The organism is Pseudodesulfovibrio sp. zrk46 (genome assembly GCF_012516435.1).
Lineage (GTDB): Bacteria > Desulfobacterota > Desulfovibrionia > Desulfovibrionales > Desulfovibrionaceae > Pseudodesulfovibrio.
Map to the genome: position 1 here is coordinate 3,828,690 of NZ_CP051216.1, position 26,947 is coordinate 3,855,636.

General features: G+C 52.7%; 23 protein-coding genes. 11 read left to right on the forward strand and 12 right to left on the reverse strand.

Going from position 1 to position 26,947, the window contains the following annotated elements; genetic code table 11:
- The first annotated feature begins 1 nt into the window (after position 1).
- The 3 genes from HFN16_RS17565 to HFN16_RS17575 all read left to right on the forward strand — a co-directional run bounded on the left by HFN16_RS17565 (position 2) and on the right by HFN16_RS17575 (position 4,470).
- Positions 2-1,321, forward strand: a complete 1,320-nt coding sequence (locus HFN16_RS17565) for an OFA family MFS transporter (RefSeq protein ID WP_168891976.1) — start codon at positions 2-4, stop codon at positions 1,319-1,321.
- Positions 1,322-1,479: 158 nt separating this feature from the next.
- Positions 1,480-1,833, forward strand: a complete 354-nt coding sequence (locus HFN16_RS17570) for a hypothetical protein (protein ID WP_168891977.1) — start codon at positions 1,480-1,482, stop codon at positions 1,831-1,833.
- Between the two features lie 96 nt (positions 1,834-1,929).
- Positions 1,930-4,470: a TIGR03960 family B12-binding radical SAM protein gene (locus tag HFN16_RS17575; RefSeq protein WP_168891978.1), complete on the forward strand. Its 2,541-nt coding sequence runs from the start codon at positions 1,930-1,932 to the stop codon at positions 4,468-4,470.
- A gap of 80 nt (positions 4,471-4,550) precedes the next feature.
- On the opposite strand, the gene HFN16_RS17580 is transcribed toward HFN16_RS17575, so the two are convergent.
- Entirely contained in the window at positions 4,551-4,967 is a 417-nt protein-coding gene (locus HFN16_RS17580) for a hypothetical protein (protein ID WP_168891979.1), read from the reverse strand.
- 234 nt (positions 4,968-5,201) lie between these two features.
- On the opposite strand from HFN16_RS17580, the gene HFN16_RS17585 reads away from it, so the two are divergent.
- From HFN16_RS17585 to HFN16_RS17605, 5 genes are all read left to right on the forward strand, one after another.
- Positions 5,202-6,815, forward strand: a complete 1,614-nt coding sequence (locus tag HFN16_RS17585; RefSeq protein ID WP_168892422.1) for an ABC transporter substrate-binding protein — start codon at positions 5,202-5,204, stop codon at positions 6,813-6,815.
- A gap of 223 nt (positions 6,816-7,038) precedes the next feature.
- The gene (locus HFN16_RS17590; RefSeq protein ID WP_168891980.1) at positions 7,039-8,016 is read left to right on the forward strand and encodes an ABC transporter permease; all 978 of its coding nucleotides are present in this window, start codon (positions 7,039-7,041) and stop codon (positions 8,014-8,016) included.
- Complete coding sequence (locus HFN16_RS17595) at positions 8,017-8,934, forward strand: ABC transporter permease (protein WP_168891981.1); 918 nt, start codon at positions 8,017-8,019, stop codon at positions 8,932-8,934.
- A gap of 3 nt (positions 8,935-8,937) precedes the next feature.
- A complete protein-coding gene (locus HFN16_RS17600) occupies positions 8,938-9,909 on the forward strand; it encodes an ABC transporter ATP-binding protein (protein WP_168891982.1) in 972 nt (323 codons plus the stop codon).
- A 3-nt stretch (positions 9,910-9,912) separates the two neighbouring features.
- Positions 9,913-10,920 carry an oligopeptide/dipeptide ABC transporter ATP-binding protein gene (locus HFN16_RS17605; protein ID WP_168891983.1) on the forward strand — a complete coding sequence of 336 codons (1,008 nt, stop codon included), beginning with the start codon at positions 9,913-9,915 and terminating at the stop codon, positions 10,918-10,920.
- Between the two features lie 72 nt (positions 10,921-10,992).
- Here the strand turns inward: HFN16_RS17605 and HFN16_RS17610 are convergent, their stop codons facing one another.
- The 3 genes from HFN16_RS17610 to HFN16_RS17620 form a co-directional block, all read right to left on the reverse strand.
- Entirely contained in the window at positions 10,993-11,388 is a 396-nt protein-coding gene (locus tag HFN16_RS17610; protein ID WP_168891984.1) for a response regulator, read from the reverse strand.
- A gap of 91 nt (positions 11,389-11,479) precedes the next feature.
- A complete protein-coding gene (locus tag HFN16_RS17615) occupies positions 11,480-13,189 on the reverse strand; it encodes an FAD-dependent oxidoreductase (RefSeq protein ID WP_168891985.1) in 1,710 nt (569 codons plus the stop codon).
- Positions 13,190-13,238: 49 nt separating this feature from the next.
- On the reverse strand, positions 13,239-14,417 hold the full coding sequence (locus tag HFN16_RS17620) for a PLP-dependent aminotransferase family protein (RefSeq protein ID WP_168891986.1): 1,179 nt from the start codon (positions 14,415-14,417) through the stop codon (positions 13,239-13,241).
- Between the two features lie 448 nt (positions 14,418-14,865).
- Here HFN16_RS17620 and HFN16_RS17625 point away from each other — a divergent pair, with 448 nt between their 5' ends.
- Positions 14,866-15,639: a transporter substrate-binding domain-containing protein gene (locus tag HFN16_RS17625; RefSeq protein WP_168891987.1), complete on the forward strand. Its 774-nt coding sequence runs from the start codon at positions 14,866-14,868 to the stop codon at positions 15,637-15,639.
- Positions 15,640-15,714: 75 nt separating this feature from the next.
- Here HFN16_RS17625 and HFN16_RS17630 read toward each other — a convergent pair whose 3' ends face one another.
- The 6 genes from HFN16_RS17630 to HFN16_RS17655 form a co-directional block, all read right to left on the reverse strand.
- The gene (locus HFN16_RS17630) at positions 15,715-15,885 is read right to left on the reverse strand and encodes a hypothetical protein (RefSeq protein ID WP_168891988.1); all 171 of its coding nucleotides are present in this window, start codon (positions 15,883-15,885) and stop codon (positions 15,715-15,717) included.
- Between the two features lie 111 nt (positions 15,886-15,996).
- Positions 15,997-16,551 (reverse strand): Fe-S-containing hydro-lyase, encoded by a 555-nt coding sequence (locus HFN16_RS17635; RefSeq protein WP_168891989.1) that lies wholly within the window; start codon positions 16,549-16,551, stop codon positions 15,997-15,999.
- Positions 16,551-17,390 carry a fumarate hydratase gene (locus HFN16_RS17640; RefSeq protein ID WP_168891990.1) on the reverse strand — a complete coding sequence of 280 codons (840 nt, stop codon included), beginning with the start codon at positions 17,388-17,390 and terminating at the stop codon, positions 16,551-16,553. The genes HFN16_RS17635 and HFN16_RS17640 overlap by 1 nt, the downstream gene beginning before the upstream one ends.
- Before the next feature lie 111 nt (positions 17,391-17,501).
- Entirely contained in the window at positions 17,502-18,239 is a 738-nt protein-coding gene (locus HFN16_RS17645) for a fumarate reductase iron-sulfur subunit (RefSeq protein WP_168891991.1), read from the reverse strand.
- Positions 18,240-20,084 (reverse strand): fumarate reductase flavoprotein subunit, encoded by a 1,845-nt coding sequence (locus HFN16_RS17650; protein ID WP_168891992.1) that lies wholly within the window; start codon positions 20,082-20,084, stop codon positions 18,240-18,242.
- A gap of 11 nt (positions 20,085-20,095) precedes the next feature.
- Complete coding sequence (locus HFN16_RS17655) at positions 20,096-20,746, reverse strand: succinate dehydrogenase/fumarate reductase cytochrome b subunit (protein ID WP_168891993.1); 651 nt, start codon at positions 20,744-20,746, stop codon at positions 20,096-20,098.
- Positions 20,747-21,196: 450 nt separating this feature from the next.
- Between HFN16_RS17655 and HFN16_RS17660 the strand changes: the two genes are divergently transcribed.
- Positions 21,197-23,881, forward strand: a complete 2,685-nt coding sequence (locus tag HFN16_RS17660) for a pitrilysin family protein (RefSeq protein ID WP_168891994.1) — start codon at positions 21,197-21,199, stop codon at positions 23,879-23,881.
- 184 nt (positions 23,882-24,065) lie between these two features.
- On the forward strand, positions 24,066-24,407 hold the full coding sequence (locus HFN16_RS17665) for a hypothetical protein (protein ID WP_168891995.1): 342 nt from the start codon (positions 24,066-24,068) through the stop codon (positions 24,405-24,407).
- A 102-nt stretch (positions 24,408-24,509) separates the two neighbouring features.
- On the opposite strand, the gene HFN16_RS17670 is transcribed toward HFN16_RS17665, so the two are convergent.
- A complete protein-coding gene (locus HFN16_RS17670; protein ID WP_168891996.1) occupies positions 24,510-26,177 on the reverse strand; it encodes a ribonuclease J in 1,668 nt (555 codons plus the stop codon).
- Between the two features lie 5 nt (positions 26,178-26,182).
- Positions 26,183-26,905: a lysophospholipid acyltransferase family protein gene (locus tag HFN16_RS17675; RefSeq protein WP_168891997.1), complete on the reverse strand. Its 723-nt coding sequence runs from the start codon at positions 26,903-26,905 to the stop codon at positions 26,183-26,185.
- Positions 26,906-26,947 lie beyond the last annotated feature (42 nt).

A 26,947-nucleotide genomic window follows, 5' to 3' on the forward strand; every position in this document is an offset into this window, starting at 1 on the left:
TATGGCTGATGACAAAGTAATGAACCGCTGGCTGGTGGTTCTTGGGGCAATTCTCATTCAACTCTGCCTCGGGGCCATTTATGCATGGTCCGTATTCACCCCCGCACTGAATGCGGCAGGCTGGAGCAAAATGCAGACACAGGCTGTCTTCGCCGTTGGTCTGGCAATGTTTGCTGTCACCATGGTATGGGCAGGAAAGAAGCTCGCTGTTTGGGGACCTAAAAAACTGACCATGCTCAGCGGTGTCGTTTTGGGATGCGGCTATGCTCTCGCAGGCCTTTTCGGGGGGACGAATTTTATGTCGCTGTTGCTCCTCATAGGAGTTGTAGGTGGCGGCGGCATCGGCATCGGCTATGTGGTACCTATCGCAGTTGGTATGCGTTGGTTCCCGGACAAGAAAGGCCTGATCACCGGACTGGCAGTCGCCGGATTTGGATTCGGTGCCATGGGCTGGGTCAAGCTGGCCGGTTCATGGGGACACCTCATCGCCAACTACGGCCTGTCCACCACCTTCACAATTTATGGTGTAGCCTTTGCCGTCCTCGTAATACTCGGCGGTCTTTTCATGACTTTCCCACCCGAAGGCTGGCTCCCCAAAGGGTATACGCCGTCCGCAACGGTTGAAGGTTCCAGTGATGATCTGAACATCCAAGGTACAGACTTGCTCAAGACCTACCAGTTCAAGCTTATCTTCCTGACGTTCGTCTTCAGCGCCGGTGCAGGTCTGATGTCTATCGGTCTGATGAAACTCTACCCCATGGAAGCATTACAGAACGCCGGCTATTCCGCAGCTGAAGCCAGCGCAATCTCCGGCACGGCCATGGCAGTTTTCTTCAGTCTCGCAAACGGCATTGGCCGTATCGTCTGGGGCACACTCTCCGACCTCATGGGACGTCAGGTATCTATCATTATTATGACAGCTACACAGGGTATCTGCGTAATCGCCTTCCCCACCATGGCGAGCAGCGAACTGATCCTGTATGTAGGCGCCACATTCATTGGCTTTAACTTCGGCGGCAACTTTGCCCTCTTCCCCACCATGACTGCCGACATATTCGGCGCCAAAAACGTAGGCATAAACTACCCCTTTGTCTTCCTTGCTTATGGTGTAGGCGGAATCGGCGGGCCCATTCTTGGAGGCTTCCTCGGCGACATGGGCAACTTCCCGCTCGCCTTCACGACTTGCGGAGCTCTTTGTCTGCTCGGCGCAGTGCTCACATGGCACTGTAACCCAATCAACGCAAAGGAGCATGAACTCTCGGGTTTTAAACCCATCGCGCGGATGCTGGCTGCAGAACAGCTGTCCGCGCAGAGGAAGTAGGACACTGCGACACAATTCATAAGAAAGATGGAGATGCCATTTAGCGTCTCCATTTTTTTTACTATTGCCGACATCTATTTGCCCCCTCTCTCCTTGACAGAGTGGGGGGACATACCTACTTAGTGAGCCGACTCACAACACTTAAGGAGAAAACCACCATGGATTACGATATCAGACTGGTCAAACTGGTCAGCGGCGACATGATCGTCGGCAAATTCAACACTGAAGCCAACAAGATCGAAGACCCCGCTGCCATCCAGGCTATGCCCACTCAGTCCGGCACCCAGATGGTCCTGCTGCCTTTCGGCTACCCCTTTGATCAGGAAATGCACGGCACCGTTTCCATGGACCACATCCTGTTCGAGTACAAGACCTGCCCGGAAGAACTGAAGACCAAGTACATCGAAGCTGTGACCAATATCTCCATGACCAGCGGCGGCCTGGACCTTTCCGGCGGCGCCGGCCCCGATGGCATCGGTGGCGGTGGCGGCGGTGGTCTGAACCTCGTCTAGGCACACCCTAATAAATTCCCTGCGGGGCCGATCCGATGACGGATCGACCCCGCATTTTTTGTGGACCAAAAACCGATTACTTCATAGGCTTCCTGCATGAAAGAATTATTGCCTATTCTCCCCCGCCCTTCGCGCTATCTCGGCAGCGAATGGGGTATCACCGTCAAGGACCCGGCTACCGTCACGGTACGGTGCGGACTCGCCTTTCCCGACATGTACGAAGTGGGCATGGCCTACCTCGGCCAAAAAATTCTTTCCGAAGCCATCAATGCGCATCCGCAGTATTGGGCTGAGCGCGTCTTCACTCCCTGCGAAGAAACGGCGGCCATTCTGCGCGAGCACAACGTACCGCTCGCCACGCTGGAATCTGACACCCCGCTGGTCGAATTGGATGTCCTTGGCATCAGTCTGACCCACGAGCTTTGCTACACCAATATTCTCTATTTGCTCGATCTGGCAGGCATCCCCTTCCGTCAGGCAGACCGCGATGAGACTCATCCATTGGTAGTTGCTGGCGGCGGTGCGACGTTTAACGCCGAGCCTGTTGCTCCTTTCTTCGACGCCATGGTCGTCGGTGACGGAGAAGAGGCTATGCCCGCAATGATGGCATGTGTTGAACAAGCCAAGAAAGACGATATTTCCCGAGACGAACTGCTGAAGCGCCTCACAGCAATTCCCGGCATCTACGTACCTTCATTCTTCGAAGAGCAAGGCCCGGGCCAGCCTCTCAAGCCGTTACTGAAAGGATACGAGACTGTTGAAAAAGCTGTTGTCGAAGACCTCGACTCTGCCAGCTTCCCCAAAGGACAGGTCATCGCGTTCGACGCAGTCCATGACCGTCTCACTATGGAGATCGCACGCGGTTGTACCCGCGGTTGCCGCTTCTGTCAGGCTGGCATGATCTACCGCCCGGTACGCGAACGCTCTTTGGAGACACTTGATTCCATTCTGACTGACGGTTTGGCAGAAACCGGATACGAAGAGACCTCCATGCTCTCCCTGTCCACAGGCGATTTCTCCGCTCTGGACTCCCTCTTCACCCGCAGCTTTGACAAGTGTGCATCCGAACAGATTTCCATCTCCCTGCCCTCCCTTCGTGTGGGCTCACTGTCTTCCCCGATTATGGAACGTATCTCCTCCATTCGCCGCACTGGAGCGACACTTGCCCCTGAAGCTGGCAGTCAGCGCATGCGCGACGTCATTAACAAAGGCGTAGACGAAGAGGGACTCATCGAGCACACCAAAATGCTCTTTGATAACGGCTGGCAGGGTGTGAAGCTTTATTTCATGATAGGTCTGCCCACTGAAACAGACGAAGACCTCGACGCCATTGTCGACCTTTGTCTCAAGGTGCGCGACGCTGCCCGCGATGAGCAAGGCCGCCCCATCAAACGCCTCCAGATCACTGCTGCTGTATCTCCATTCGTACCCAAGCCGCAGACTCCATTCCAGTGGGAACCACAGATTTCCATGGACGAAATTTATCGCCGAGTTCACTATCTCAAGGATCAATTCCGCCAACACAAACGACTGAACATGCGCTACCACGAGCCGCACATGTCCTCCCTTGAAGGCGTTTTCTCCCGCGGAGACCGTCGTCTGGCTGAAGTAGTTGAACGCGCTTACGCCAAGGGTGCTCTCTTCTCCAGCTGGAAAGACCACCTCAGACTGGAGCCATACAAGGAAGCCATGGAAGAAGCGGGCCTGTCTTGGGACGAATACATCGGTGCTCGAGACATGGATGCGCCTCTGCCTTGGGATCATATTTCCTGCGGCCTGACCAAAAAGTTCTTCCTCAAGGAACGCGACCGCGCCCTGTCCGGCAAGATTACCGAAGACTGCCGATATGCTGCCTGTCGCAACTGTGGAGTCTGCGAATTCGATGGCCACATTTCCACTTTGGAAAAACAAGCCAAAGAAAAGGAAATCCGTCCCCGGATGATTTTCACCACACGCGATCAGGAAGGCGAGCAGCCTCCCTACTCCGTGGAAAAGCCGGACCTCACAGTTAAAGGCGTTCACCTTCGCCTCTGGTACGAGAAGACCGGCCCTGCAGCGTATCTCAGTCAACTGGAGCTTCAGTCTGTTTTTGAGCGAGCATTTCGCCGGGCAAAACTGCCACTTAGCTTCTCTGCCGGATTCCATCCCATGCCCAAACTCTCCTTTGGCAAGGCTCTCCCTGTAGGGGTTTCCAGTACAGCCGAGTGGATCAACGTCTTCTTCCGTGAAGAATTCGATCCCACCGAAGTGATTAAACGGCTTATCCCCCTGATGCCTGAAGGCCTGAGGCCCCTCAAAGCAGACCTTCTCTCGATGGGTAAGAAGCAGCCCCAGTCAGTTGAAGAAGTCTTTGAACTGAAGTTTGCCAAAGATGCAGATACTCACTTTGCAGAGTGGCGTTCTTTCATGGAAGCTGATGAATTCATCGTTCAAAAACTCACCAAGAAAAAGAAGATGAAGGACTTCGACCTCCGGCCCATCGTAAAAGAGGTCACAGAAAACGATCAAAGCCTGACCCTCGTCTTCAATTGGCGGAACAGCTACATGAGCCCGCTCGTTCTTGTGAAGCACGTTATGAACGATGCATCGCTCATGGACTTCCAATTGACCAAGATTGCGCAACGCTTTGACGATTAATTAATACAGCCTATCTAAATAGAAAGCCCCTCAGAGAATGTCTCTGAGGGGCTTTCTATTTAGCAGGATATAACCGGTGCTTAGAAAAATGTATCGTCCTTACCAACATTGACGGTCAGTCTTTTATAAATCTCGGCATCACCGCCAGATATTGGCGCCATTTTGAAGAGAATATCCGATGTCCCGTCGTCAACAGGCTTGAACATGTACTGAACCCAGCGCTGGCCATCATTATCAAACTCTAGGTAGTTCACCAGTCCAAGGATTTTGGGATCAAAGGATGCACCAGTCAGTTTATAGCCACTCTTGACCGGGTCAGGCATCTCCACACCTAAAAGACCTTCTTTTTCAATCTTAACAGACAGTTCGAAATTTTCTTCCAATTCCACAGTTTTAGTCGGCTCCATCCCGCTCTCAGAGCTAGAAAATGCGCCACACCCCAACGTGAAAAGAAGAATAGTCGCCAAACACATGTTTACCAAAATCCTGCCGAACATAATTCTGAATTCCTACGTTTCCGTTTTTCCTTTGTACGGTATTGTTAAAATACCGTGATGAGTGTATGAAGTATCAGTTTTCGCCTGACGTTGTATACTGTGTCTGATGACCGAGGCAAGCCTCGGAACCAGTGTGCATCGCCAGCGTTTTGCCCCACGGGGCTAGGAGAGGTATGTGTGTGCGTCAACTAATGGCGCAACGTGGTAAAATTACGGAGGAATTCTTTTATGAAAATGTCGAGACTCTCTCTTCTCGTTCTCACCTTGATGGTTTCCGCCATGCTGCTGGCTGGCTGCGGCGAAGCCCCGAAGGAAGAGAAGGCAGAAAAAGCTGCTCCCGCTGAAACGGCAGCTCCTGAAAAAGTCGTCCTGAAACTCGCTATGGACGCTGACCCGGTATCTCTGGACCCGCAGGTCCAGCTGTCTGGCGGCATGCTGCAGTATGCCCACATGGTTTTCGATCCCCTGGTTCGCTGGACCAAGGACGGCGGCTTTGAGCCCCGCCTGGCCGAACGTTGGGAATCCATCAGCCCCACCGTTACTCGCTTCTACCTGCGTCAGGGCGTGAAGTTCCACTCCGGCAACGAATTCACCGCCGAAGACGTGGTTTTCTCCATTGCTCGTCTGAAGAAGTCCGAAGATTTCAAGGGCCTGTTCACCGCTTTCGGTGACGCTGTCGCCACCGACAAGTACGTCGTCGACCTGGTCACCCACGAGCCCTACGGTCTGGTCATGGCCATGGCTACCTACATCTTCCCCATGGACAAGGCTTTCTACACCGGTACCGATCCGAAGAACGACAAGCCCAAAGACCTGATCCTCAAGACCGACTACTCCTTTGCCAACTACAACGAGTCCGGCACCGGTCCCTTCGTGGTCACCGAGCGTGAGCAGGGCGTGAAGGTCACCTTCACCCGCTTTGCCGACTACTGGGATAAGGCAACCGGTAACGTTGAAGAAATCATCCTGACCCCCATCAGCGAAGCTCCCACCCGTGTGGCTGCCCTGCTGTCCGGCGATGTTGATTTCATCATGCCCGTTCCCCCGAACGATCTGGAGCGCATCAACACCACTGAAGGCCTGAAGCTGGTCACCATGTCCGGTTCCCGCATCATCACCTTCCAGCTGAACCAGAAGCGCCGCCCCGAGTTCGCCAACGCCAAGGTGCGTCAGGCCATGGCTTACGCCTATGACAACAACGGCGTAGTCGCCAAGGTCATGAAGGGCTTCGCTACCGCTGCTGCTCAGAACTCCCCGAAGGGCTACCAGGGTAACAACCCTGCTCTGACCCCTCGCTTCGATCTCGAAAAGGCCAAGGCCCTCATGGTTGAAGCCGGCTATCCTGATGGTTTCGAGTGCACCATGATCGCACCCAACAACCGTTACGTTAACGACGAGAAGATCTCTCAGGCTTTCGTTGCCATGATGTCCAAGATCGGCATCAAGGTTTCTCTGAAGACCATGCCCAAGGCCCAGTACTGGGATCAGTTCGACGCTCAGGCTGCTGACATCCAGATGATCGGTTGGCACTCTGACACCGAAGACTCCGCTAACTTCTTCGAGTACCTCTACATGTGCCCGAACAAGGAAACCGGTAAGGGTCAGTACAACTCCGGCAACTACTGCAACGAGAAGGTCGACGAGATCACCATGGCCTCCAACACCGAGACCGACGTTGAAAAGCGTAAGGCCATGTTGCAGGAAGTTGAGCAGATTCTGTTCGACGACGCTGCCTTCATCCCGCTGCACTGGCAGAACCTGTCTTGGGCCTCCAAGAAGGACATGAACACCGAAGATATCGTGAACGTCATGAACTTCCCGTACTTCGGTAATCTGGTCATCAAGTAGCGTTAATTCGCACTTGCCATAGACGAAAAACAATCCTAACAGGGGAACCCCGTTCGGCGGGGTTCCCCTTTGTAGACTGTTGGAAAATGTCCGACTGCCACCGGAAGGAAGATGGAGAGACTTCTCCCCGGTCAGCAGATCGGATTTGTGTCTTTTCGGCCTGGCAATCGAACGTTTTTTAACAGCCTACAAGGGATTCAACGACTTACCCAACCCAAATCATATGTTTGCATTTACAATTAAACGAATAGCCCAAGCGATTCTGGTCATGTTGATCATTTCGTTTATTGGGTTCTCCATTAAGAACGCCTTTGGCGATCCCGTACGAGAACTAGTGGGCGAGCGTGTCACCCCTGAGGAACGCGCCAAGATCAGAGATCAACTGGGCCTGAACGACCCATTTATGGTTCAGTACGGAAGGTTCCTGAAGAACGCCACCCATGGCGATCTGGGCCGTTCATTCTTCTTCAAAAAACCGGTGACCGAAGTCATCATTTCCAAAGCTCCGGCCACCATCGAACTGGTATTCTGTGCCGCGCTAATTATTATTACCCTGTCCGTACCACTTGGAATCTACTCCGCGATTCATCCTAAACGACTATTCAGTCGGATAGTCATGGGAGGATCAATCGTCGGTGTTTCAATACCAGTCTTTTTAACAGCTATCTTACTCATCTACATTTTCTCGGTTGAGTTACATTGGCTCCCATCCTTCGGACGAGGTGAAACCGTTAAAGTATTTGGTTGGTGGGACTCCGGCCTGCTCACCAAGGACGGCCTGCTTCATCTGATTATGCCGTCCATCGCCCTGTCTTCCATCATGCTGCCACTCTTCATCCGCCTCATTCGTTCCGAAATGATGGAGGTACTCGAGAGTGAATACGTTAAATATGCTTGGGCCAAAGGCATCAAGCCTCGCCGTGTTTGGTGGGTACATGCCTTCAAGAACACCCTGCTCCCGGTTATCACCGTGGGCGGCGTCCAGCTCGGTATCATGGTGGCATTCACCATTCTCACCGAGACCGTATTCCAGTGGCAGGGAATGGGCTCCATGTTCATCGAGTCCGTTGAGCGCGCCGATACCGCACTCATGGTATCCTACATCGTGGTCGTCGGCTTCATCTTCGTTGTCGTCAACACCATCGTTGACCTTATCTACGGCCTGGTTAACCCCACCGTACGCGTAGCGGGGAGAAAGTAGATGCGTTCACGTTGGCAACGATTCAAGGAATCCTTCTTCCTTTACAGCTTCCTGCGGGACCCCATGGCGTACGTCAGCTTCGCCATTCTGGTTGTGCTCATCATCGGTGCGTTTGGTGCTCCTATCCTTGCTCCGCATGATCCGTACAATCCCGCAACCATCGACATCATGGACTCTGAGCTGCCTCCGGCATGGGAAGCAGACGGAACCAGCAAGTTCCTTCTCGGCACGGACAACATGGGCCGCGACATGCTCTCTACCATGCTCTACGGCATGCGCATCTCCATCATCATCGGTCTCGGCGCGGTGGCACTCCAGGCATTTCTGGGCGTAGTCATCGGCCTGTTATCTGGCTACATCAAGCGGCTGGACAACATCATGATGCGTATCGCGGATGTCCAGCTCTCATTCTCGACTTACATGATCGCAATCTTTATCGGTGCGATCTTCCAAACCATGTTCGGTGTGGCAAACTATGAAAAGATCGCCGCGCCGCTGCTGATTTTGATCATTGGCCTGGCCGAATGGCCGCAGTACGCCCGTACTGTTCGCGCCTCTGTTCTGGCTGAACGCAGAAAGGAATATGTGGAAGCCGCCCGTGTCATCGGCCTTTCCAAGATTCGCATCATGTGGCGTCACATCCTGCCCAACACCCTTTCTCCGGTGCTGGTCATCTCCACAGTTCAGGTCGCTAACGCCATCATGAGTGAGGCGGCCCTTTCCTTCCTCGGTCTCGGTATGCCCATGACCAAGCCCTCGCTTGGCTCGCTCATCACCGCCGGATTCGAATACATTTTCTCCGGCTCCTGGTGGATCACCATCTTCCCCGGCGTTCTGCTGGTGTTGTTGGTTCTGGTGATCAACCTCCTGGGCGACTGGGTCCGCGATTACCTCAACCCGAAACTGTACAAGGGGTAGATCATGGAACAACTCCTTGACATCAACAACCTCAGAGTAGAATTCACCCTGCGCGACAAAACCCTGCGCGCCGTACGCGACGTCTCCCTTTCCGTAGGACGTGGCGAGCGCCTCGGCATTGTCGGCGAATCCGGCGCTGGTAAATCCGTGCTCGGCTTCTCCATTATCAACCTCATCTCCAAACCCGGTAAGATTACTGGCGGTGAGATCATCTTCAACGGTCAGGACATCTCCAAGTTCTCCTACGACGAGATGCGTAAGATTCGTGGAAACCATATATCCATGATCTTTCAGGACCCCATGATGACTCTCAATCCCGTTTTCACCATCGGCACCCAGATGAAGGAAACCATTCTGGCGCACATGAATGTTTCCGATAAAGAAGCTGAAGCGATCTGCCTGGACAAACTGCGCAAGGTATACATTCCGTCCCCGGAAAAGCGCCTCAAGCAGTATCCGCACGAGTTCTCCGGCGGCATGCGTCAGCGCATCGTCATCGCCATCTCGTTGCTTACCAATCCCAAGCTGATCATAGCGGACGAACCGACCACGGCTTTGGACGTTACCATTCAGGCCGAAATCATGGACCTGCTGCTTGAGCTTTGTAAGACGGAAAACATGGGTTTGATCCTGATCACCCATGACCTCGCCGTCGTCTCTGAAGTGACTCAGCGCATTGCCGTTCTCTACGCGGGTAAGGTCGTTGAAATCGGCCCCACCGAACAGATCATCAACAAACCACAGCATCCCTACACTCAGGGACTGCTTCAGGCCTTGCCTCAAATGGCAGGTGGTAACAATCGCCTCAACCAGATTCCCGGCATGATGCCGTCGCTCTTTGACATGCCCTCGGGCTGCCCCTTCGAGCCTCGCTGCTTGGAGAAGCTGGAACGGTGTAAGCACGAAATCCCCGATCTACGTGAACTGAAAAGCGGCACAAGCGTCGCCTGCTACGAACGTGACGGAGGGGAATAAGCAATGACGAAACTTCTCGAAATCAACGACGTCGACAAACACTTCGACATCTCCGGCTCCTTCCTTGATCAGCTTCGTCTTGAGGGCGGCAAAATCAGCCGCAAACAGACTGTGGTCAAGGCTGTGAACAACGTCACTCTGGATGTTCTGCCCGGCGAAACTCTCAGTGTTGTCGGCGAATCCGGTTGCGGCAAGTCTACACTTGCCCGTACGGTAATGGGACTCTATCAGCCTAATAAGGGCGAGATCCTATACCGCGGCAAGCGTATCGACAACTTGAGTTCCTCTCAGATGAAGCCTTACCGCACCAAGATGCAGATGGTCTTCCAGGACCCTTATGCCTCTTTGAATCCACGCATGAAGGTCAGTGAAATTCTGGAGGAGCCGGTTAAGTTCCATAATCCAAAGCTGTCTCGTGCCGAGGTTAAAGACACGGTAGCCGAAGTCATGCTGCAAGTTGGTGTTGACCCTAAATGGGCTGCCAACTACCCGCATGAATTCTCCGGTGGCCAGCGCCAACGTATCTCCATTGCGCGCGCTCTGGTCCTCGGCCCGGAATTCATCGCGGCCGATGAGCCCATCGCAGCACTCGACGTGTCCATTCAGGCGCAGATTCTGAACCTGCTTATGGATGCCCAGGAACAACGCGGGCTGACTTACCTGTTCATCAGCCACGACTTAAGTGTTGTTGAACACATCTCAAGTCGCGTGGCCGTCATGTATCTCGGCTGTGTGTGCGAACTGGCTCCGGCCAAGGAGTTATTCTCCAACCCGCGTCACCCATATACTCAGGCTCTGCTCTCAGCCATTCCTAAGCTGGGTGGTAAGGCTGGTGGACACACCAAGCTCTCCGGTGACGTTCCTACTCCTATCAACCTGCCCACAGGCTGCGTCTTCCATGGTCGCTGTCCGCACGCCAATGAACGGTGTACGCAAGAGATTCCTGCCCGACAGGATCTCGACACTGGAACCATTGTTGCCTGCCACGCAGTGGAAGAGGGACGCATCTAAAAGCGCCACAAGTACAATAAAAAAGGGCAGCCTGCATGCAGGCTGCCCTTTTTTATTGTCCATCCATAGCTGCTAGAGGATCAGGTTCTGCCTGAGTTCCTCCATGACTTTCTCTTTGTCCAATGGTTTGACGATGTAGCAAGCGGCGTGCGTGTTAAAAAACGCCTTACTCACATTGGTATCGTCCACCAGAGAGGTGACCATAACCAGCTTGAACTGGTTGATGTCCGACACGCCCTTATCCCTTTCTCGGCTGCGCATAATTTCAGCTGCCTGATGACCGTCCATGCCGGGCATCAGAATATCCATCATGACCACGTCATAGGGACGCTTTTCAGCATATGCCGAATCGAACTTTTCTACCCCTTCCTCACCAGTCAGGGCAAAGTCACACTCGGCATGTGGTGCCAGAATCGTTTCAAGGTATAGGTGAACGCTTTCGTCGTCGTCCACAATGAGAAATCGCAACTCTATCCTCGCTTAACCGCCAACAATGATCAATTCGTACTAGTGGCTAATTTTGAATCGCCACGTTACACCAACTGAATGCGGGTCGCAACTATACGTTAACACCGTATTTCTTGATCGCCGCCATGCCACCATGAACGTTGATCACGTTCTCATAGCCCTTTTCATCAAGCATGATCTGAGCTTCGTAAGAGCGTGCACCAGTATTGCACACCAGAACCACCGGTTTGTCAGTGGGGATCTCGTTCAAACGATTATAGATCTCACCCTGAGGAACATTATGCCAATGTTCAGGGTTGCGCTCCATAGGCTTCTCAGCATCGCTATGCTCACGACAATCAAGGAAGAAGCACTCGCTGGTTTCACGCTTGTCCCACAGCTCCTGGAAACCATCGGGGCCAACACCGCGGTTGATACCACGCAGAGCGTTATCAGCAAGGTTGGCCAAGGTATTCAGGATATCCATGGCTGCAGCGAACGGCGGAGAGTACGCCAGCTCCATATTAGAAAAATCATCGATTGTCGGCTCGGACTTGAGCAACGCAGCCACAGCATTGATGCGGCCCACCATGGCATCGCCGGAAGAGCCAAAGCCCTGTACGCCAAGGACACGACGGGTCTTCTTGTCCACCGTCATCTCCAGCGTCATGAGCTCCTTGGTAGGATAGAAATGAGCACGGTCAAGCTGAATGAGCAGAACACTGATGGCGTCGAAACCGGCATGCTTTGCAGAGTCAAGACTCAGGCCGGTACCAGCCATTGAAGTCTCAAACAGTTTAACGACGAAGGAACCAACAACGCCGTCAAAACGGGTTTCGCCGCCAGCCAGGTTATTACCGATGACGCGACCCTGGCGATTTGCCATGGAGCCCAGCGGCAGGAAAGCAGGCTGGTCGGTGATCAGATTCTTCACGATGGCGCAGTCGCCGCCGCAATAGATATCCGGATCGTTGGTCCGCATGAACTCATCCACAAACACACCACCAAGCTGGTGGCAGTTGAGGCCGGCTTCTTCGGCAATCTTGGAATTAGGCACAACACCGGCAGCGATGATAACGGCATCGGCATCAAGGGTGCGCTTATTGGTGATCACCTTGGTGACCTTGCCATCCTCGCCCTCAAAGCCCTCGACGACTTCACCGAAGTGGAAGGTTACGCCGTTTTCTTCCATGTGCTTCTGCCCCATGGTGGCAAGAGCCGGACTCACCAGACGCGGCATGATTTGATCAGTAATCTCCACAACAGTAGTTTCTACGCCCCACATGTCAGCAAAGGCTTCAGCCATTTCCAAACCGATGAACCCAGCGCCAACGATAACGGCATTGCCAACTTCACCCTTGGAGATGCCTTCGCGAATGCGCAAAGCGTCATCGGGATTTGCAACGTAGCTAATACCCTTCAGGTCTTCACCGGGAAGGCCAAGTTTGCGCGGAGAAGCTCCTGTCGCGATGACGAGTTTGTCGTAGCTCAGACTGGCCTTCTCGCCGGTGGTGGCGTTCTCCACCTCAACTTGCTTGTTTTCGCGGTCAATCTTGGTGGCCTTGGTCAATATCTGAACGTCAATTCCCTTCACTTCCTTGAAGAATTTGGGATCACGCACCATATGGAAGCTTGTGGTGCAAAGTTCCTTGGCGTCGGAAACATCACCGGAAACGTAGTACGGAATACCGCAGCCACCATAAGAGATCAGAGAACTCTGATCGATCATGGTAACAGTAGAGCCGGGTTCAAGACGTTTGAAACGACAGGCAGCTTTGGGACCTAGAGCCACGCCGCCAATAACTACGATGTGTTGAGACATGATATAAAACCTTATTCTGGGTTCGGGCCAACCCCTACGGCCCGAAACGTTATTTCAAAAACGACCTGATGCTGTTGCCGAGTCGTTTGATACCTTCCTCGATGCGCTTCTCATCCGAGTTGGAGAAGTTAAGACGCAGGGTGTTCTCACCTGAGCCGTCCACGTAGAACGGTCTGCCGGGCACAAAGGCGACCTTCTCCTTGATAGCCACGTCAAAGAGATCCATTGCGGACACCCCTTCGGGCAGTGTTGCCCAGAGGAACATGCCCCCCTCGGGTTCGGTAATGGTCACACCTTCCGGGAAATACTTGCCAATCATCTCCACCATGCACGCACGCTGACGACCATAGCGGTCCTTGATGAGCTGAACATGGGCCTCGATGTCGTTGGTCTCCATGTACCTGCGCATAATAGCCTGAGCCACGGTGGAGGTATGCAGATCAGAGGCCTGCTTGGCGACTACCAGCTTGTCGTAAATAGTCTTTTCTTCGGTCACGACCCAACCAATACGGAAACCAGGGGCCGCGATCTTGGAGAAAGAGCCACAAAGAATGCTAGGCTTCTTGCAGAAGGAGTACACACTGGGCATATCCTCGCCCATGAAACGGAGTTCTCCGTACGGGTCATCCTCTATGAACAGCACGTCGTACTTGTCCAACAATTCAGCAACAGCTTGGCGCTTCTCAAGAGAATAACTCACACCTGAGGGATTCTGAAAATTGGGAACGGCATAGAAACACTTGGCTCCATCTTTAAAGGCAGCTTCCAATTCCTCAAGATTGGGACCATCATTTTCCAATGAAATGGTCACAAATTCCGGTTCAAAGATGGAAAAAGCCTGAATGGCACCAAGGTATCCCGGACGTTCAATGACAACCTTGTCTCCCTTATCGAGAAAGACCTTTGCCACGATGTCGAGTATCTGTTGGGAACCAGTTGTTACGAGAATGGAGTCAGGATCAACCTCAAGGCCACGTTTTGCGTAGCGTTCAGAAATAATCTTTCTGAGGCCTGCATCCCCTTCCGTGGTTGAATACTGAAGAGCTGAAGCGCCGATTTCCGCAAAGACCTGTCGAGAAGCCTCATCCATGGAGGCCACGGGAAAGAGTTCCGGGTTGGGCAAACCACCCGCGAATGAAATGATTTCAGGGTCCGCCGTCACCTTCAAGATCTCCCGGATAAACGAGCGGTGAACGGTACTCATTCTCCGGGCAAATTTCTCTTCCATGTCATATCTCCTAAATATATGGAAGTCAGATACCCCCATTTCACCCGGCATGCAAGGGGGGAACGTAAGAAATGGTCGCCGAGAACCGTTGTATTTCTGATCGTTTAAGTAGGAAATTGATTCATCAATTAATCTAATAATGACTTCTTCAAAGGAACGTGTTCAACTAGGCGAAACTACACCAAAAAAATGGGGCCGGCTACGAGCCGGCCCCTGAGGGCAAGAAGAGGAGATGCACACGTGTGCACTACTGATTGTCTGCAGAGCCTATAAACTCTACTTGTCAGTATTAATACCTATTACTAATTTTGTGTCAAGTTATATATTGAAACACACAATTGACACACTCCCCTTGCTGAAATTCAATAAAAGCGGTTATTATTTTTTATAAGTCTCAATTTTTGCAGCATTGTTCGACTATATAATTTCACAATTACCCTTGATATAGATGACTTTTTTTACACGCTTTTTATTCTTTTTAATAATTTCACTTCTTTTTACCCTGCCTTGTCAGGCAGGCAAATATGTTGCGCTCACTGCACCTATGCCTCCCTTCAGTATCAACAAGGGACTTCGTGTTAAAGGCATAGCAGTAGATATTCTTTCTGTTTTGATGGCTCAGTCCGGCGCCCCGATAGACACCAAGGATGTCAAATTGATGTTATGGCGTCATGCTTTACAAATCGGTGCAGCAGGCCCCCAAAAGATAGTGCTTAACCTGGAACGCACACCAGATAATGAACACAATTTTAAATGGGTAGGGCCTATTGCGACCAGAGAATACGTAGTGGTGGCACGCAAAGGCAGTCCACACCTCAACAGTTTGAATGATCTCGGCAAAAACAAGGTAGGCACCCTGCGAGACAGTCTGCCGGAAAAAGAACTACTGGCTCAAGGCATCCCCAGAACAGCCATGTCCTCTTCTTTCAGTCATATTGTTCCGCTCAAAAAACTAAAATCCAAAATGGTGAGCTATTTTGCTCATGGAACGGCATCCACGGCATATTTGATGAAATCGGCTGGCCTGAAATGGAAGGATTACGAAGTGGTTCTCACGTTCAATGAGGTGCCCATATACTTTGGGTTCAGCAAGGATACACCTGATGCATTCATCAATAAGATGAACACCAATCTGGCAAAGCTTAAAAGGCCTGGAGCGGGAGGAAGAAGCGGATACGAAAAAATAGTAGCGAAATACCTTCCGCCGGAAGTCGTGAAATAAAAATGCGCCCAATTATGGACGCACGCAAAGAAAAGGGGCCTCACGGCCCCTTCTTTTTATCTCGTAAAAACCAGTCTACTCCTTGTCGGGAGACCAGTTGGGGTCACGGTATTTGTCCGGATTGTAAAGACGCCAATCAGAGCCGTCGTCATACTTCTCATCCGCACCGGGATAAGGAGTATACGTCTTCTCGTTTTTGCTTTCTTCTTTACTATGGTCAATATCTTTGAAGTATGACTGTTCCATGACAACACCTCTATTTAGTCGAATTCTGACCCGTCAGGACTTTATCCAGAAGAGCCGGACAACGACGTCGTCCTGTTTCCTCACTGAATGAAAACTTCGACTGTGTCAAGCCTATTGCAAGGCTGCATCCAGATCAGGCTTTACATACAATTCCCCACCATGACAGTCATTAATAACTAACAGCGGGAAATCTTTGACTTTCATGGCACGAATTGCTTCAGGGCCCAGCTCGTCAAATGCAATAACAGTAGATTCCACTATGGAATTGGACAACAAGGCCCCTGCTCCACCTGTAGCGCCGAAGTATACACCTTTGTGCTCCTTCATAGCAGCCTTAACTTCATCGGATCGCTTGCCCTTACCGATGGAGGCCTTCATCCCCAGGCTGTGCAGCCGCGGAGCATAGGTATCCATACGATAGCTGGTGGTTGGTCCAGCGGAGCCAATGGGGCGGCCCGGAGGCGCCGGAGAAGGGCCAACATAATAAATAGCGGAACCCTGCAGATCGAACGGCAGTTCCTTGCCAGCATCCAGCAACTCCATCAGCTTCTTATGTGCTGCATCGCGAGCCGAGTGAATGGTACCAGTCAGAAACACGACATCGCCAGCTTTCAACTGCTCGATATCCTCATCCGTCAGAGGAGTATTCAGTTTGTATTCAGCCATTAGAGTTCGACCTCCTCGTGACGCTGGGAATGACACTGGACATTGACAGCCAGAGGCAGACTAGCGAGGTGACACGGCTCCATGGTGAGTTTGACACCCAGCACAGTGGTCTTGCCACCAAGGCCCATGGGACCGATACCCAGCTTGTTGATTGCCTCTTCCAGTTCCTTTTCCTTGGCTGCGATTTCAGGATCAGGATTGGTATCGTCCAGCTTACGCAGCAGGCCCTTCTTGGCGATCTTGGCAGCATGCTCAAACGTACCGCCAATTCCAACGCCGATGACGGTAGGCGGACACGGATTCGGGCCAGCCTCTGCCACACGCTCGACCACAAATTTCTTGATGCCTTCCCAGCCCTGAGCCGGAGCCAGCATGGTGACACGGCTCATGTTTTCGGCACCACCGCCCTTGGCCATGTAGGCAATCTTCAGTTTGTCACCCGGCACCATATCGAAATGAATGACAGCCGGGGTACCATCACCTGTGTTGGCGCGAGTCAGCGGATCACAAGCAGATTTACGCAGGAAGCCTTCATCGTATCCCTTGCGAACGCCTTCATTAATCAGCTCGCGCAGGTTGCCACCTACCACCTTGCAGTCGTCACCGACTTCAATATAAAAGACAGCCAAACCACAGTCCTGACACAGAGGCAGTTTGGTTTCCTTGGAAAGATCTGCGTTTTCCAGCAACTGGCGCAAAACTTCCTTGGCCGAAGGAGAAGTCTCCTCTTCCATGGCCTGCTCAAATTTGTTGCGAACATCCTGGGGAAGCTCGGTATTCGCCTTGATACACATCTTGGCGACTGCTTCGACCACATCCGCAGCCTGAATTTCTCTCATGACATCTCCTTGCCCTATTCACGGACAGGGGCCGCAGTATCAGCGACCAACACTCTAGTATTGATATAAAAAAACCGGGAAGAGCTTGCACTCTTCCCGGCATACTCTCAACTACTTTTTGAAAAGACGCTTGAGGGAAGTAATACCCATTTTCCTTCTCAGGAAGCCAAGCTGATTTTGGAGCGGCAGATGCTTGGGACAAACGTCTTCACAGGCGAGGAGGCCCATGCAGCCGAAGATACCCATGTCATTACCGATGATTTCATAATAGTCGTTCTCGGTCCGTTGATCGCGAGGATCGATGAGAAAACGGGCAACACGGTTCAGACCGGCTGCACCAATGAAATCCTCACGGAGGCGAGCGGTGGCACAAGCAGCAACGCAGCAGCCACATTCGACGCAACGTTCCAGCTCATAAATAGCCACGGCTTCCTTGTTGTCCATACGCTCTTCAAGAGCAGAAGGATCGAACTCTTTCTCGGTGTGAATCCAGGACTCTGTCCGAGTGTACATTTCTCGGAACCAAGTCCCCGTGTCCACGGAGAGATCACCTACCAATTTAAAGACCGGCAACGGGAGAAGCGTTATCTCACCAGGCAGATCTTTCGTCTTGGTATGACAGGCCAGCCCCGGACGTCCGTTGATGACCATGCCGCAGGCACCACAGATACCAGCACGACAACAGAAGTCGAACTGGAGGGACGGGTCCTGCTCTTCACGGATACGGTTGAGCGCGATGAACAGGGTCATGGAATCGGTCTCTTCGAGAACGAACTCCTCCATGTGCGGCTCGGACAACTCGTCCTGGGGATTGTACCGGAATATATTGAATTTCAGCAATCTGGACATTTACTTATCCTTTCCCTTGGGGGTGTCGGCACTGATGATTTCGGACTTGCCGTAACCACGGTCTCCCGGAGGAATCTCCACGACCTCGGTTGCATCCTCATACTTGAGGGTGGGCAGATCATCATCGGGCTTCTTCCAGTACGCCAGGGTACGGTTGAGCCAATCACGGTCATTACGTGCAGGGAAGTCTTCGCGGTTATGAGAACCACGGGATTCCGTGCGCATAAGAGCGCCATACGCGACCATAAGGGCCATCCTGACCTGACCTTCCAGCTTGAGGGCTACAGCCAGTTCCGGATTCACGCCCTTGCCGTTGGAACGCAGACCAACATTCTTTGCACGAACGAGGGTGTCCTGCAGGGATACGACACATTCCTTGAGGCCTTCTTCAGTACGGAAGATGTTTGCTCCCTTGTTCAGGGCATCCTGCATGGCTGCGCGAACCTTGTAGACGTTCTCGCTGCCATTGGCGCTGGTGCGGAGATCGTCAATGCGGGTCTGCTGCTTCTTTACTGCGTCGTTGATGAGCGCGGTCTTGAATTCAGTTTCACAACCCTGAAGGTACTCGGCAATCTTTTTACCAACGATACCACCAGCAACAACAGTCTCAGCCAGAGAGTTACCACCCAAACGGTTAAAGCCGTGCATGTCCCAGCAGGCTGCTTCACCGGCGGCGAAGAGGCCCTTGAGGCCATAAGCGGCACCATCTTTGTTGGTACGAACGCCGCCCATGGAATAGTGCTGGGTCGGACGGACCGGGATGAGCTGATGAATCGGATTAACGCCCAAGAAGTAAGTACAGATTTCGTACACTTCACGAAGCTTACCGGTGATGTGCTCTTCGCCCAAATGGCGGATATCGAGCCAGAGGTGTTCGCCATAAGGCGACTTGACGCCGTGGCCTTCGCGCATGTGGTGGGTCATCCAACGGGACACCACGTCGCGGGAGGCGAGTTCTGCCTTCTCGGGCTCGTATTCATGCATGAAACGCTTCTCGTTCACGTCGAGGAGCGTACCGCCGTCACCACGACACCCCTCAGTCACGAGGATGTCCGTGGGCACGATGCCGGTGGGATGGAACTGGACGGCTTCCATGTTGCCCATGGGAACCAACCCGGTGTCCACACACATGGTGTGCGCCCCACCGTCACAAATGACAGCGTTGGTTGTATTCGGATAGATACGACCAAAACCACCGGCTGCGATCATGGTGGCCTTGGAGAGGTAGGTGATCAGCTCACCGGTGCGCAGACAACGAGCGACGACACCGGAGCAGGTCTCACCATCATGGATCAAAGCAATGGCTTCGGTCTTGTCATGGACTTCAACACCAGCCTGGGCACAGCGGTTGTCCATGGTACACATGACCGCATGCCCGGTACCGTCAGAAGTGTAGCAGGTACGCCATTTAGCCGTACCGCCAAAGGAGCGGGCCATGATGAGGCCTTCCTTTTCCTTGGCTTCGACCTTCTCGTACTGCTTACCGCCCTTGTAATAAATGGACTTGCCGGGAACAACGCGGTTCCACGGCACACCCCAGTGAGCGAGGCGGCGCATTTCAATGGGAGCGGTATCGGCGAAAAGACGTGCAACTTCCTGGTCACAACCCCAGTCGGAGCCTTTGACCGTGTCTTCAAAGTGCACGTCAGGACAGTCGCCCTCACCCATGACGCTGTTACCCAGCGAAGCCTGCATACCACCCTGTGCTGCGGAAGAGTGGGAACGGCGGGCCGGGACCAGGCTGAGACAGATGGCGGAGAATCCGGCGTCGGCAGCCTCCACAGCTGCACGCTCACCAGCCAGACCCGCGCCGACAACAAGTAAATCGGTGTAGATAGTCTGCATGGTATTCTCCGTTAATTAACGTTCAGAAACATGAAGCGGACCAGAGTAATCAGCCCGATAACGATGAACATGAGGGTGAGGATATTCTCACCGCGCTTGAACTTCGCACGTTCCTTGTCCTTCACGAAGCCCCACTTCACGGCAATACGGTAGAAACCGATGCCAACATGAAGTTCAGCCATTGGAAGGAGGATGAGATAGAAGACAGCCCAGAATCCTCCCTGAATTCGGGCTGCGGACTTGGCAGCGGTGATCGGCAGGTCGGTCAGAACCACCCACATGTGGATGGAGCCCATGATCAGGATGATCATGGCAGACACGGCCTGGACAACCCACAGCCAGGTGTCGCCGTGGCGCATCATCTTTGCGTGCTGCCAGACTGTTCCCTGTCCGTCGAAGCGGAAAGGGATCTTGCGGGCAGCAAGCACGAAGTGCGTCAGGAACACCAGAAAAATGAGCGGACCGCCGACTTGTGCCATACCGGTCGCCTCAAAAAAGTGGGCGATACCATTCATGACAGCGGGACTAATAACGACACTGGAGACCAAGAGCATGTGGCACCACATGAACAAGATCAAACTCGCACCAGAAAGCATCTGGAGCCAGTCCATTACGCCGTCCCACTTACCGGATTTGCCGGCAGGTGCGTAACTGATGGACATTCCATTCCTCCGTTAGGTTAAACACACAAATTCCCTCGACAATAAGCCAGAAAACCCTACGCATGCTACAAAAAAAAAGTCAACGCCTCCAACCACTCACGACCACCTTCCGACACCACTCCGCGAAGGGGGGCGATGCCCGTAAACCCCATTGATCGCTCGGTCAATCCACATTTTTGTCGCTTACAAACTTTTTTTCATTTTTTTTGATAAAATTGACTGACCGGTCAATCCACCAGAAAAACACTTGTTTGAAACAATAAAATCCATGCAAGATTCATAACCGGGTTGCAATTCGTCACGGCTCGGGTAGGGTTCGCCTTCGGCGGCTTTCACATTAGAAATGAAACCTTGCCTCGGTTGAAATGAGATTTATCTACATATGATAAAGAGAGAACAAAGACTGCCCTACTCGCTCCACACTTTGAGCGACACATATGGAGATATAAGATGTTTAAGAGATTATTGTTGCTGGGGGGACTGCTAATGCTCCTGACCGGCTGCCAGGCACACATGAACAAGAAAACGGAGACTATGAAGGATACTGCCACGCTCCCAACACTGGCCGAAATGGCCAAGGGTGAGACGCAAGTCGTCAAACTCAAGAATGGACTGACTGTCCTCATCAAGGAAGATGACCGCTTTCCGCTGGTCAATGCCCGCCTTTACGTACACGCGGGCAGCGCATACGAGAATCCAGAGATCGCGGGCATCAGCCACCTGCTGGAGCATATGGTCTTCAAAGGCACTGAAAAGCGCGGTGTTGGCGACTCTGCCCGCCAGATCGAAGAGGTTGGCGGTAATATCAACGCAGCCACCAGCTTTGACTACACGGTGTATTTTGTCGAAGTCCCCGATGATCAGTTGAATCTGGGCCTCGACGTCATCACTGACATGGCCTTCAACCCGGCCATTGATCCTGTAGAATTGGAAAGTGAAAAGAAGGTTGTTCTCGAGGAGTTGGAACGCGGCGAGGACACTCCTGGCAGCAAGCTCTTCAAGACTCTGCAGGGAATGATCTGGCCCGACACCACCTACGAATGGCCCATCATCGGTTTCCGTGAAACCGTCCAGAACATCTCTCGAGATGACATCAAGGACTACATCGCCCGCTACTACGAGCCGCAAAACATGATGCTGGCCATCGTGGGCAAAATTGACCCTGACAAAGCTCTGGAAGAAGCGGAACGCTTGCTGGGCGGCCTGAAAAACTCCAAGCCTTTGACTCCACCTGAGATGATCACCATTCCTGAAGCCGGTAAGGGCCCTCGTGTGGTGAAGCTCACAGGTCAATGGAATAAGGTATATATGGGCGCAGCTTTCCCGATCCCCAACGGCGCAGCCGCTGAGATCGCAGGACTCGACATTCTTTGCCAGCTCCTAGGTGGCGATGATACTTCTCGCTTCTACCGTAAGTTCAAGTACGAAAAGCAGTTAGTGGACGACATTTCCATCTCCCCCCTCACCTTGGAACGAGGCGGCATGCTGTACATCCACGCGACCCTCGACGCTGACAAGGTAGACACGTTCTGGAACGAACTCATGACCGAGCTCGCTTCTTTTGACGCCGCAAACTTCACGGATCGTGAAATTGAACGCGCCCGCCTGAACATCGAAGACTCCATGTTCCTTGCCAAGGAGACCCTTTCCGGTCTCGCCAGCAAGACCGCCTACCTCCAGTTCTTTGAAGACGGAGAACAGGCTGAGCAGAACTATCTCTTCCAACTCAGCCAGGTGAATCGCGATGAAATGAAGGCTTTGTACGAGCGTTTCATCCGCCCGGATCAACTCTCCACTGTAATCCTCACCCCTGAATCCAGTGACATGAATTCTGATGAACTGGTTGCAGTGACAGAAAATATCTGGCCCGTTCAAAACGGCATCAAAAAGGCACAGACCGCGATTGTTGACACCGCTGATCGTGAAATCGAATTACCCGGCGGCAACAAGCTCGTACTCCTGCCCGACAACACACTGCCTTACACCGGCATCTCCATTTACTGGACTGGTGGTGACGGAGAACTCACCCCTGAACAGCAGGGCCTCGCCGCTCTCACTGCCAAGGCCCTCACTCGTGGCACGATGACAATGTCCGCTACCGAGGTGCAGGACTTCCTTTCCGACCACGCAGCGTCTCTGGGCTCCAGCTCCGGTCGCAACGTATTCGCTCTGGAGACCAAGTTCCCCACTCGCTTCACCGGTGAAGTACTGCCACTGGTACGCGACGTGCTCACCGCACCGGCTTTCGACACAGCAGAGATCGAACGCGCAAAGCAGGATCAGATTTCCGGCATCAAACGCCGTGAAGATCGCCCCCTTGGCCTCGCCTTCCGTCACCTCTTCCCGTTCCTCTACAAGACGGGTCCCTACGCCATGCTGCATCAGGGCACCATCGAGGATGTAGAAGGTTTCGGTCAGGCCGACATCATGCGATTCTGGGGCCGCCAGTCCATGCAGCCGTTCACCATCGCTGTCTGTGGACAATTTGACGCTGACACCATCCAGCAGTTCGCAACCGAGGTATCCCAGACCCTGACCGCTCCTGGTGTCACCTACGAGTTCACCACCCCGGAATGGGGCAAGGAACGCGAAGCGTCACTGCATCTCCCGGACCGCAACCAGTCCCACCTGCTCATGGTCTTCCCGACCCCCGGCAAGACGGATCGCGTTGCCTCTGCGCGTCTGGAGCTGCTCAAAGCTGCCCTTTCCGGTCAGTCCGGCCTCCTGTTCCGCGACCTCCGCGACAAGCAAGGTTTGGCTTACACTGTAACGTCCCTGCTCTGGCAGTCTCGCAACACCGGTTTCCTGGCCCTGTACATCGGCACAAGCCCTGACAAGGTCGACCAATCTCTGGAAGGTTTCAACAAGGTCATCGCTGATCTTCAGGCCAATGATCTTCCCGAAGAAGAACTGGTTCGCGCTCGCAACATTCTGGTGGGCGACTACTACCAGCAGCATCAGTCGCTGCTGTCCCGCAGTCGCCAGGCCGCAAGCCTCATCACCCGCGGTTTTGATCGCGGTTACGAGCAGGACATCATCGAACGCGCCAAGTCCGTCACATCTGAAGAAATCAGGGAGCTGGTCAAGGAGTACCTCGACCCGGCCAAGTCCTATCTGATGAAGGTCACGCCGTAAGTTCTGACCTGACAAGCAACAACATAAACCGGCTCAAGGAGTTTTTCCTTGAGCCGGTTTTTTATATCCGCTGTAGAGAGAAAGCCCCCCGCCCATACTCTCGCAGTCCCCCACTTGCGCCACTTTGCGCAGTGGGCTATACAATCTCAACACGTTCTAGAAAATCTATAGAGAGGACTGAAGCATGGCGCTCATATTTGGTTCCCCCAAAAAGACGGGAGCACGACGGGAAGACGTGAAAATGGATCACCGTTTGACCCTGGCCAAGGACATGTACATGGCCGGACGAATGAAGATCATGACCACAGAAACCATTCCCGGCCGGGAGATTCTGTCTGCTTTCGGACTGATCGTCTGCCGCAGTTATACCTTTGACAATGCTTTTTACGGTCTCATGGCACAGGCGGTTGATGTCAACGCCGACGCCATCGTGGGATACCGCGAGTCCGTATCCTTCCATCCAGAAGGAGACAAATACTACTCCTGCTACGGCACAGCCGTACGCATGAAGAAAGTCAAAAAATAGGCACAGTTTTTCAGTTCTCCCACTGAGAAATCCACTTCTGAAATAAAAAAAGGCTACGGAGTACCGTAGCCTTTTTTATTTCAGAATAAGTCTCGACTTTTTCTATTCACTGTTCTCGATAGAAATGACGAGCGGCACGACGACAGGGTCGCGACCGAGCACTTTTCGGAAGAATCGACGAAGTGCGGAACGAATGCGCTCTTTGAGTTTCTGCGTCTCACCGGGAGCGATGTTCTCATGAACATCGAGCACGATACATTTCGCGTCATCCAAAAGATGCCGATACTCTTCTTCAAAGACAAAGCCCTTGGATAGAATGTCCGGCCCAATGGTGATTTCACCCGAGGCTTCATCAAGTACCAGCAAGACGATGACCATACCCTCGCCTGCCAACAGCTGACGTTCCTTGAGCACAGACTGCCCCACGTCACCAACGCCTTTACCGTCCACTAGAATCTTATCTGCCGGAAACAGAGGCCCATACTCGACGTAACCGTCTTCATAAAATGTCACGGGCTGGCCATTCTCCACCACTAGGGCAGAACGCTCATCCACACCACAGTCGATGGCGAGACGCTGATGCTTGACCAAATGGCGATACTCACCATGAACAGGAATGAAGTACTTGGGACGAACCGTCTCAATCATCAAGGCGAGTTCTCCGGCATGGGCATGCCCCGACGCGTGGATACCGTGCATCTTTTCGTAAAGAACCTCGGCACCAAAACGATAGAGGTTATTGATGACCTTGGTGATAGCCTTGACGTTGCCGGGAATGAATCGGGACGAAAGGATGAACAGGTCATCTGGGCGCACCTGAATCTGACGATGCTGTCCCATGGCTATACGGGAAAGCGCGGCCAAAGGTTCGCCCTGCGAGCCAGTAATGAGCAAGACCAGTTCAGAGTCTCCGTATTGGTCAAGTCCCTCTAAATCGATGAAAGTCCCTTTGGGGATTTTGAGATGCCCCATATCACGGGCCAACTCGATATTGCGATACAAGCTACGACCGGAAACCGCCACTTTTCGTCCCTGCGCATCGGCCAGATCAAAGACTTCCTGCATGCGTTGAATATGGCTGGAAAACAGCGATACCAGAATTCGGCCTTTGGCCTTGGAGAAAATCTCGCGCAGGGAAACCTTGATCTCACGTTCGGTCAGGGCAAACCCTTCACTCTCAACGTTGGTGGAGTCCGACAGGAGAAGATGCACACCCGGTTCCGAGAACTTGCGGAACGCGGTCAAGTCTGTGGCATGACCGCCCAACGGGTTGCGATCGATCTTGAAATCGCCAGTATGAACGATACGACCTACCGGTGTTTCGATGCCAAGGCCATAGCCCTCAATGATGGAATGACAAACCGGGAAAAAGTTGAATTTGAAATCACCGATAAGGACACGATCATTAGGACGCACAGGGCGAAGATCAGCCCAACGGTCAAGGTCGTGCTCCTTGAGTTTATTCTCAACCAGACCAAGGGTAAACTGGCTGCCGTAGACCGGAACATCTACATTCTGGAGCAACCACGGCAGTGCACCGATGTGATCCTCATGACCATGGGTCAAGACGATACCGTGAAGCATTTCCTTGTTTTTAAGTATGAAATCAAAACAGGGAATCACCACGTCCACACCAAAGTGATAATCCTCTGGAAACATCAGGCCGCAATCGACAAGCACCATGGACTTTTCCGTCTTGTAGGCCATGCAGTTCATGCCGATCTCGCCGAGACCGCCAAGGGGGTAGAGAGTAAGTGACGTGGATGCCATACAGCTTAGCCCTTCTTGAGCAGTTCCTTGTATTCTTTACGCATGAGTTCGCGCAATTCCTCAGTGAACTTATCACGATCCTTGAGAGAGTACTTAGAAGTATCAATAGGAGGCAGTGCCTTGAAGCGGATCGTCGGTCCGTTGTTAAGGATCAGTTGGCCTTTACCCATGATCTTGCTGGTATTGGTCATGACGAACGGGACAACCGGCAGACCGGACTTGAGAGCGATGATGATGCCGCCCACCTTGAATTCCATGAGGTCTTCAGGGTTCTTGTTACGGGTACCTTCGGGGAAGATTACCGGGCTAAAACCAGACTTTGCCTTTTCTACAGCCTCGTTCAGCGACTTCATGGCTGCGCGGCGGTTCTCACGGTCAATGGAGATGTGGCCAGCATGGGCCAGCGCCTTGCCGTATACCGGGATATCAAAGAGAGACTTCTTTGCGACGAAGCGAACACGATAATTCCGAAGCGCATTGAATACGACAGGAATATCCAGATTGGACTGGTGATTACCGATAAAAACATAGTGACCATTGGGGTCAATGTTGCCCATGTCCACTTCCACTTTCAACTTGGCAAGTTTGACAGCGGTTTCTGCCCACTTGAACCCCCAGTAATCATATTCCTCGGGAGTGGCGGTGGCAGGGTCAACACGCATCATGCGAATGCTATAATAAACCGTGATGACATACAAAATGACTACATAAAAAATACGTCGAAACATTTACTCTTCCTTATTGTTATCGCTCACGAATGAGTAAACCAA

Excerpts from the sequence above, each read along its gene's own strand:
- HFN16_RS17645 (WP_168891991.1), bottom strand. The coding sequence starts at position 18,239 with ATGTCCAGATTGCTGAAATTCAATATATTCCGGTACAATCCCCAGGAC.
- HFN16_RS17670 (WP_168891996.1), bottom strand. The coding sequence starts at position 26,177 with ATGGCATCCACGTCACTTACTCTCTACCCCCTTGGCGGTCTCGGCGAG.
- HFN16_RS17650 (WP_168891992.1), bottom strand. The coding sequence starts at position 20,084 with ATGCAGACTATCTACACCGATTTACTTGTTGTCGGCGCGGGTCTGGCT.
- HFN16_RS17595 (WP_168891981.1), top strand. The coding sequence starts at position 8,017 with ATGCGTTCACGTTGGCAACGATTCAAGGAATCCTTCTTCCTTTACAGC.
- HFN16_RS17605 (WP_168891983.1), top strand. The coding sequence starts at position 9,913 with ATGACGAAACTTCTCGAAATCAACGACGTCGACAAACACTTCGACATC.
- HFN16_RS17585 (WP_168892422.1), top strand. The coding sequence starts at position 5,202 with ATGTCGAGACTCTCTCTTCTCGTTCTCACCTTGATGGTTTCCGCCATG.
- HFN16_RS17625 (WP_168891987.1), top strand. The coding sequence starts at position 14,866 with ATGACTTTTTTTACACGCTTTTTATTCTTTTTAATAATTTCACTTCTT.
- HFN16_RS17580 (WP_168891979.1), bottom strand. The coding sequence starts at position 4,967 with ATGTTCGGCAGGATTTTGGTAAACATGTGTTTGGCGACTATTCTTCTT.
- HFN16_RS17575 (WP_168891978.1), top strand. The coding sequence starts at position 1,930 with ATGAAAGAATTATTGCCTATTCTCCCCCGCCCTTCGCGCTATCTCGGC.
- HFN16_RS17675 (WP_168891997.1), bottom strand. The coding sequence starts at position 26,905 with ATGTTTCGACGTATTTTTTATGTAGTCATTTTGTATGTCATCACGGTT.
- HFN16_RS17660 (WP_168891994.1), top strand. The coding sequence starts at position 21,197 with ATGTTTAAGAGATTATTGTTGCTGGGGGGACTGCTAATGCTCCTGACC.
- HFN16_RS17590 (WP_168891980.1), top strand. The coding sequence starts at position 7,039 with ATGTTTGCATTTACAATTAAACGAATAGCCCAAGCGATTCTGGTCATG.
- HFN16_RS17600 (WP_168891982.1), top strand. The coding sequence starts at position 8,938 with ATGGAACAACTCCTTGACATCAACAACCTCAGAGTAGAATTCACCCTG.
- HFN16_RS17655 (WP_168891993.1), bottom strand. The coding sequence starts at position 20,746 with ATGTCCATCAGTTACGCACCTGCCGGCAAATCCGGTAAGTGGGACGGC.
- HFN16_RS17615 (WP_168891985.1), bottom strand. The coding sequence starts at position 13,189 with ATGTCTCAACACATCGTAGTTATTGGCGGCGTGGCTCTAGGTCCCAAA.
- HFN16_RS17665 (WP_168891995.1), top strand. The coding sequence starts at position 24,066 with ATGGCGCTCATATTTGGTTCCCCCAAAAAGACGGGAGCACGACGGGAA.
- HFN16_RS17570 (WP_168891977.1), top strand. The coding sequence starts at position 1,480 with ATGGATTACGATATCAGACTGGTCAAACTGGTCAGCGGCGACATGATC.
- HFN16_RS17620 (WP_168891986.1), bottom strand. The coding sequence starts at position 14,417 with ATGGAAGAGAAATTTGCCCGGAGAATGAGTACCGTTCACCGCTCGTTT.
- HFN16_RS17635 (WP_168891989.1), bottom strand. The coding sequence starts at position 16,551 with ATGGCTGAATACAAACTGAATACTCCTCTGACGGATGAGGATATCGAG.
- HFN16_RS17565 (WP_168891976.1), top strand. The coding sequence starts at position 2 with ATGGCTGATGACAAAGTAATGAACCGCTGGCTGGTGGTTCTTGGGGCA.
- HFN16_RS17630 (WP_168891988.1), bottom strand. The coding sequence starts at position 15,885 with ATGGAACAGTCATACTTCAAAGATATTGACCATAGTAAAGAAGAAAGC.
- HFN16_RS17640 (WP_168891990.1), bottom strand. The coding sequence starts at position 17,390 with ATGAGAGAAATTCAGGCTGCGGATGTGGTCGAAGCAGTCGCCAAGATG.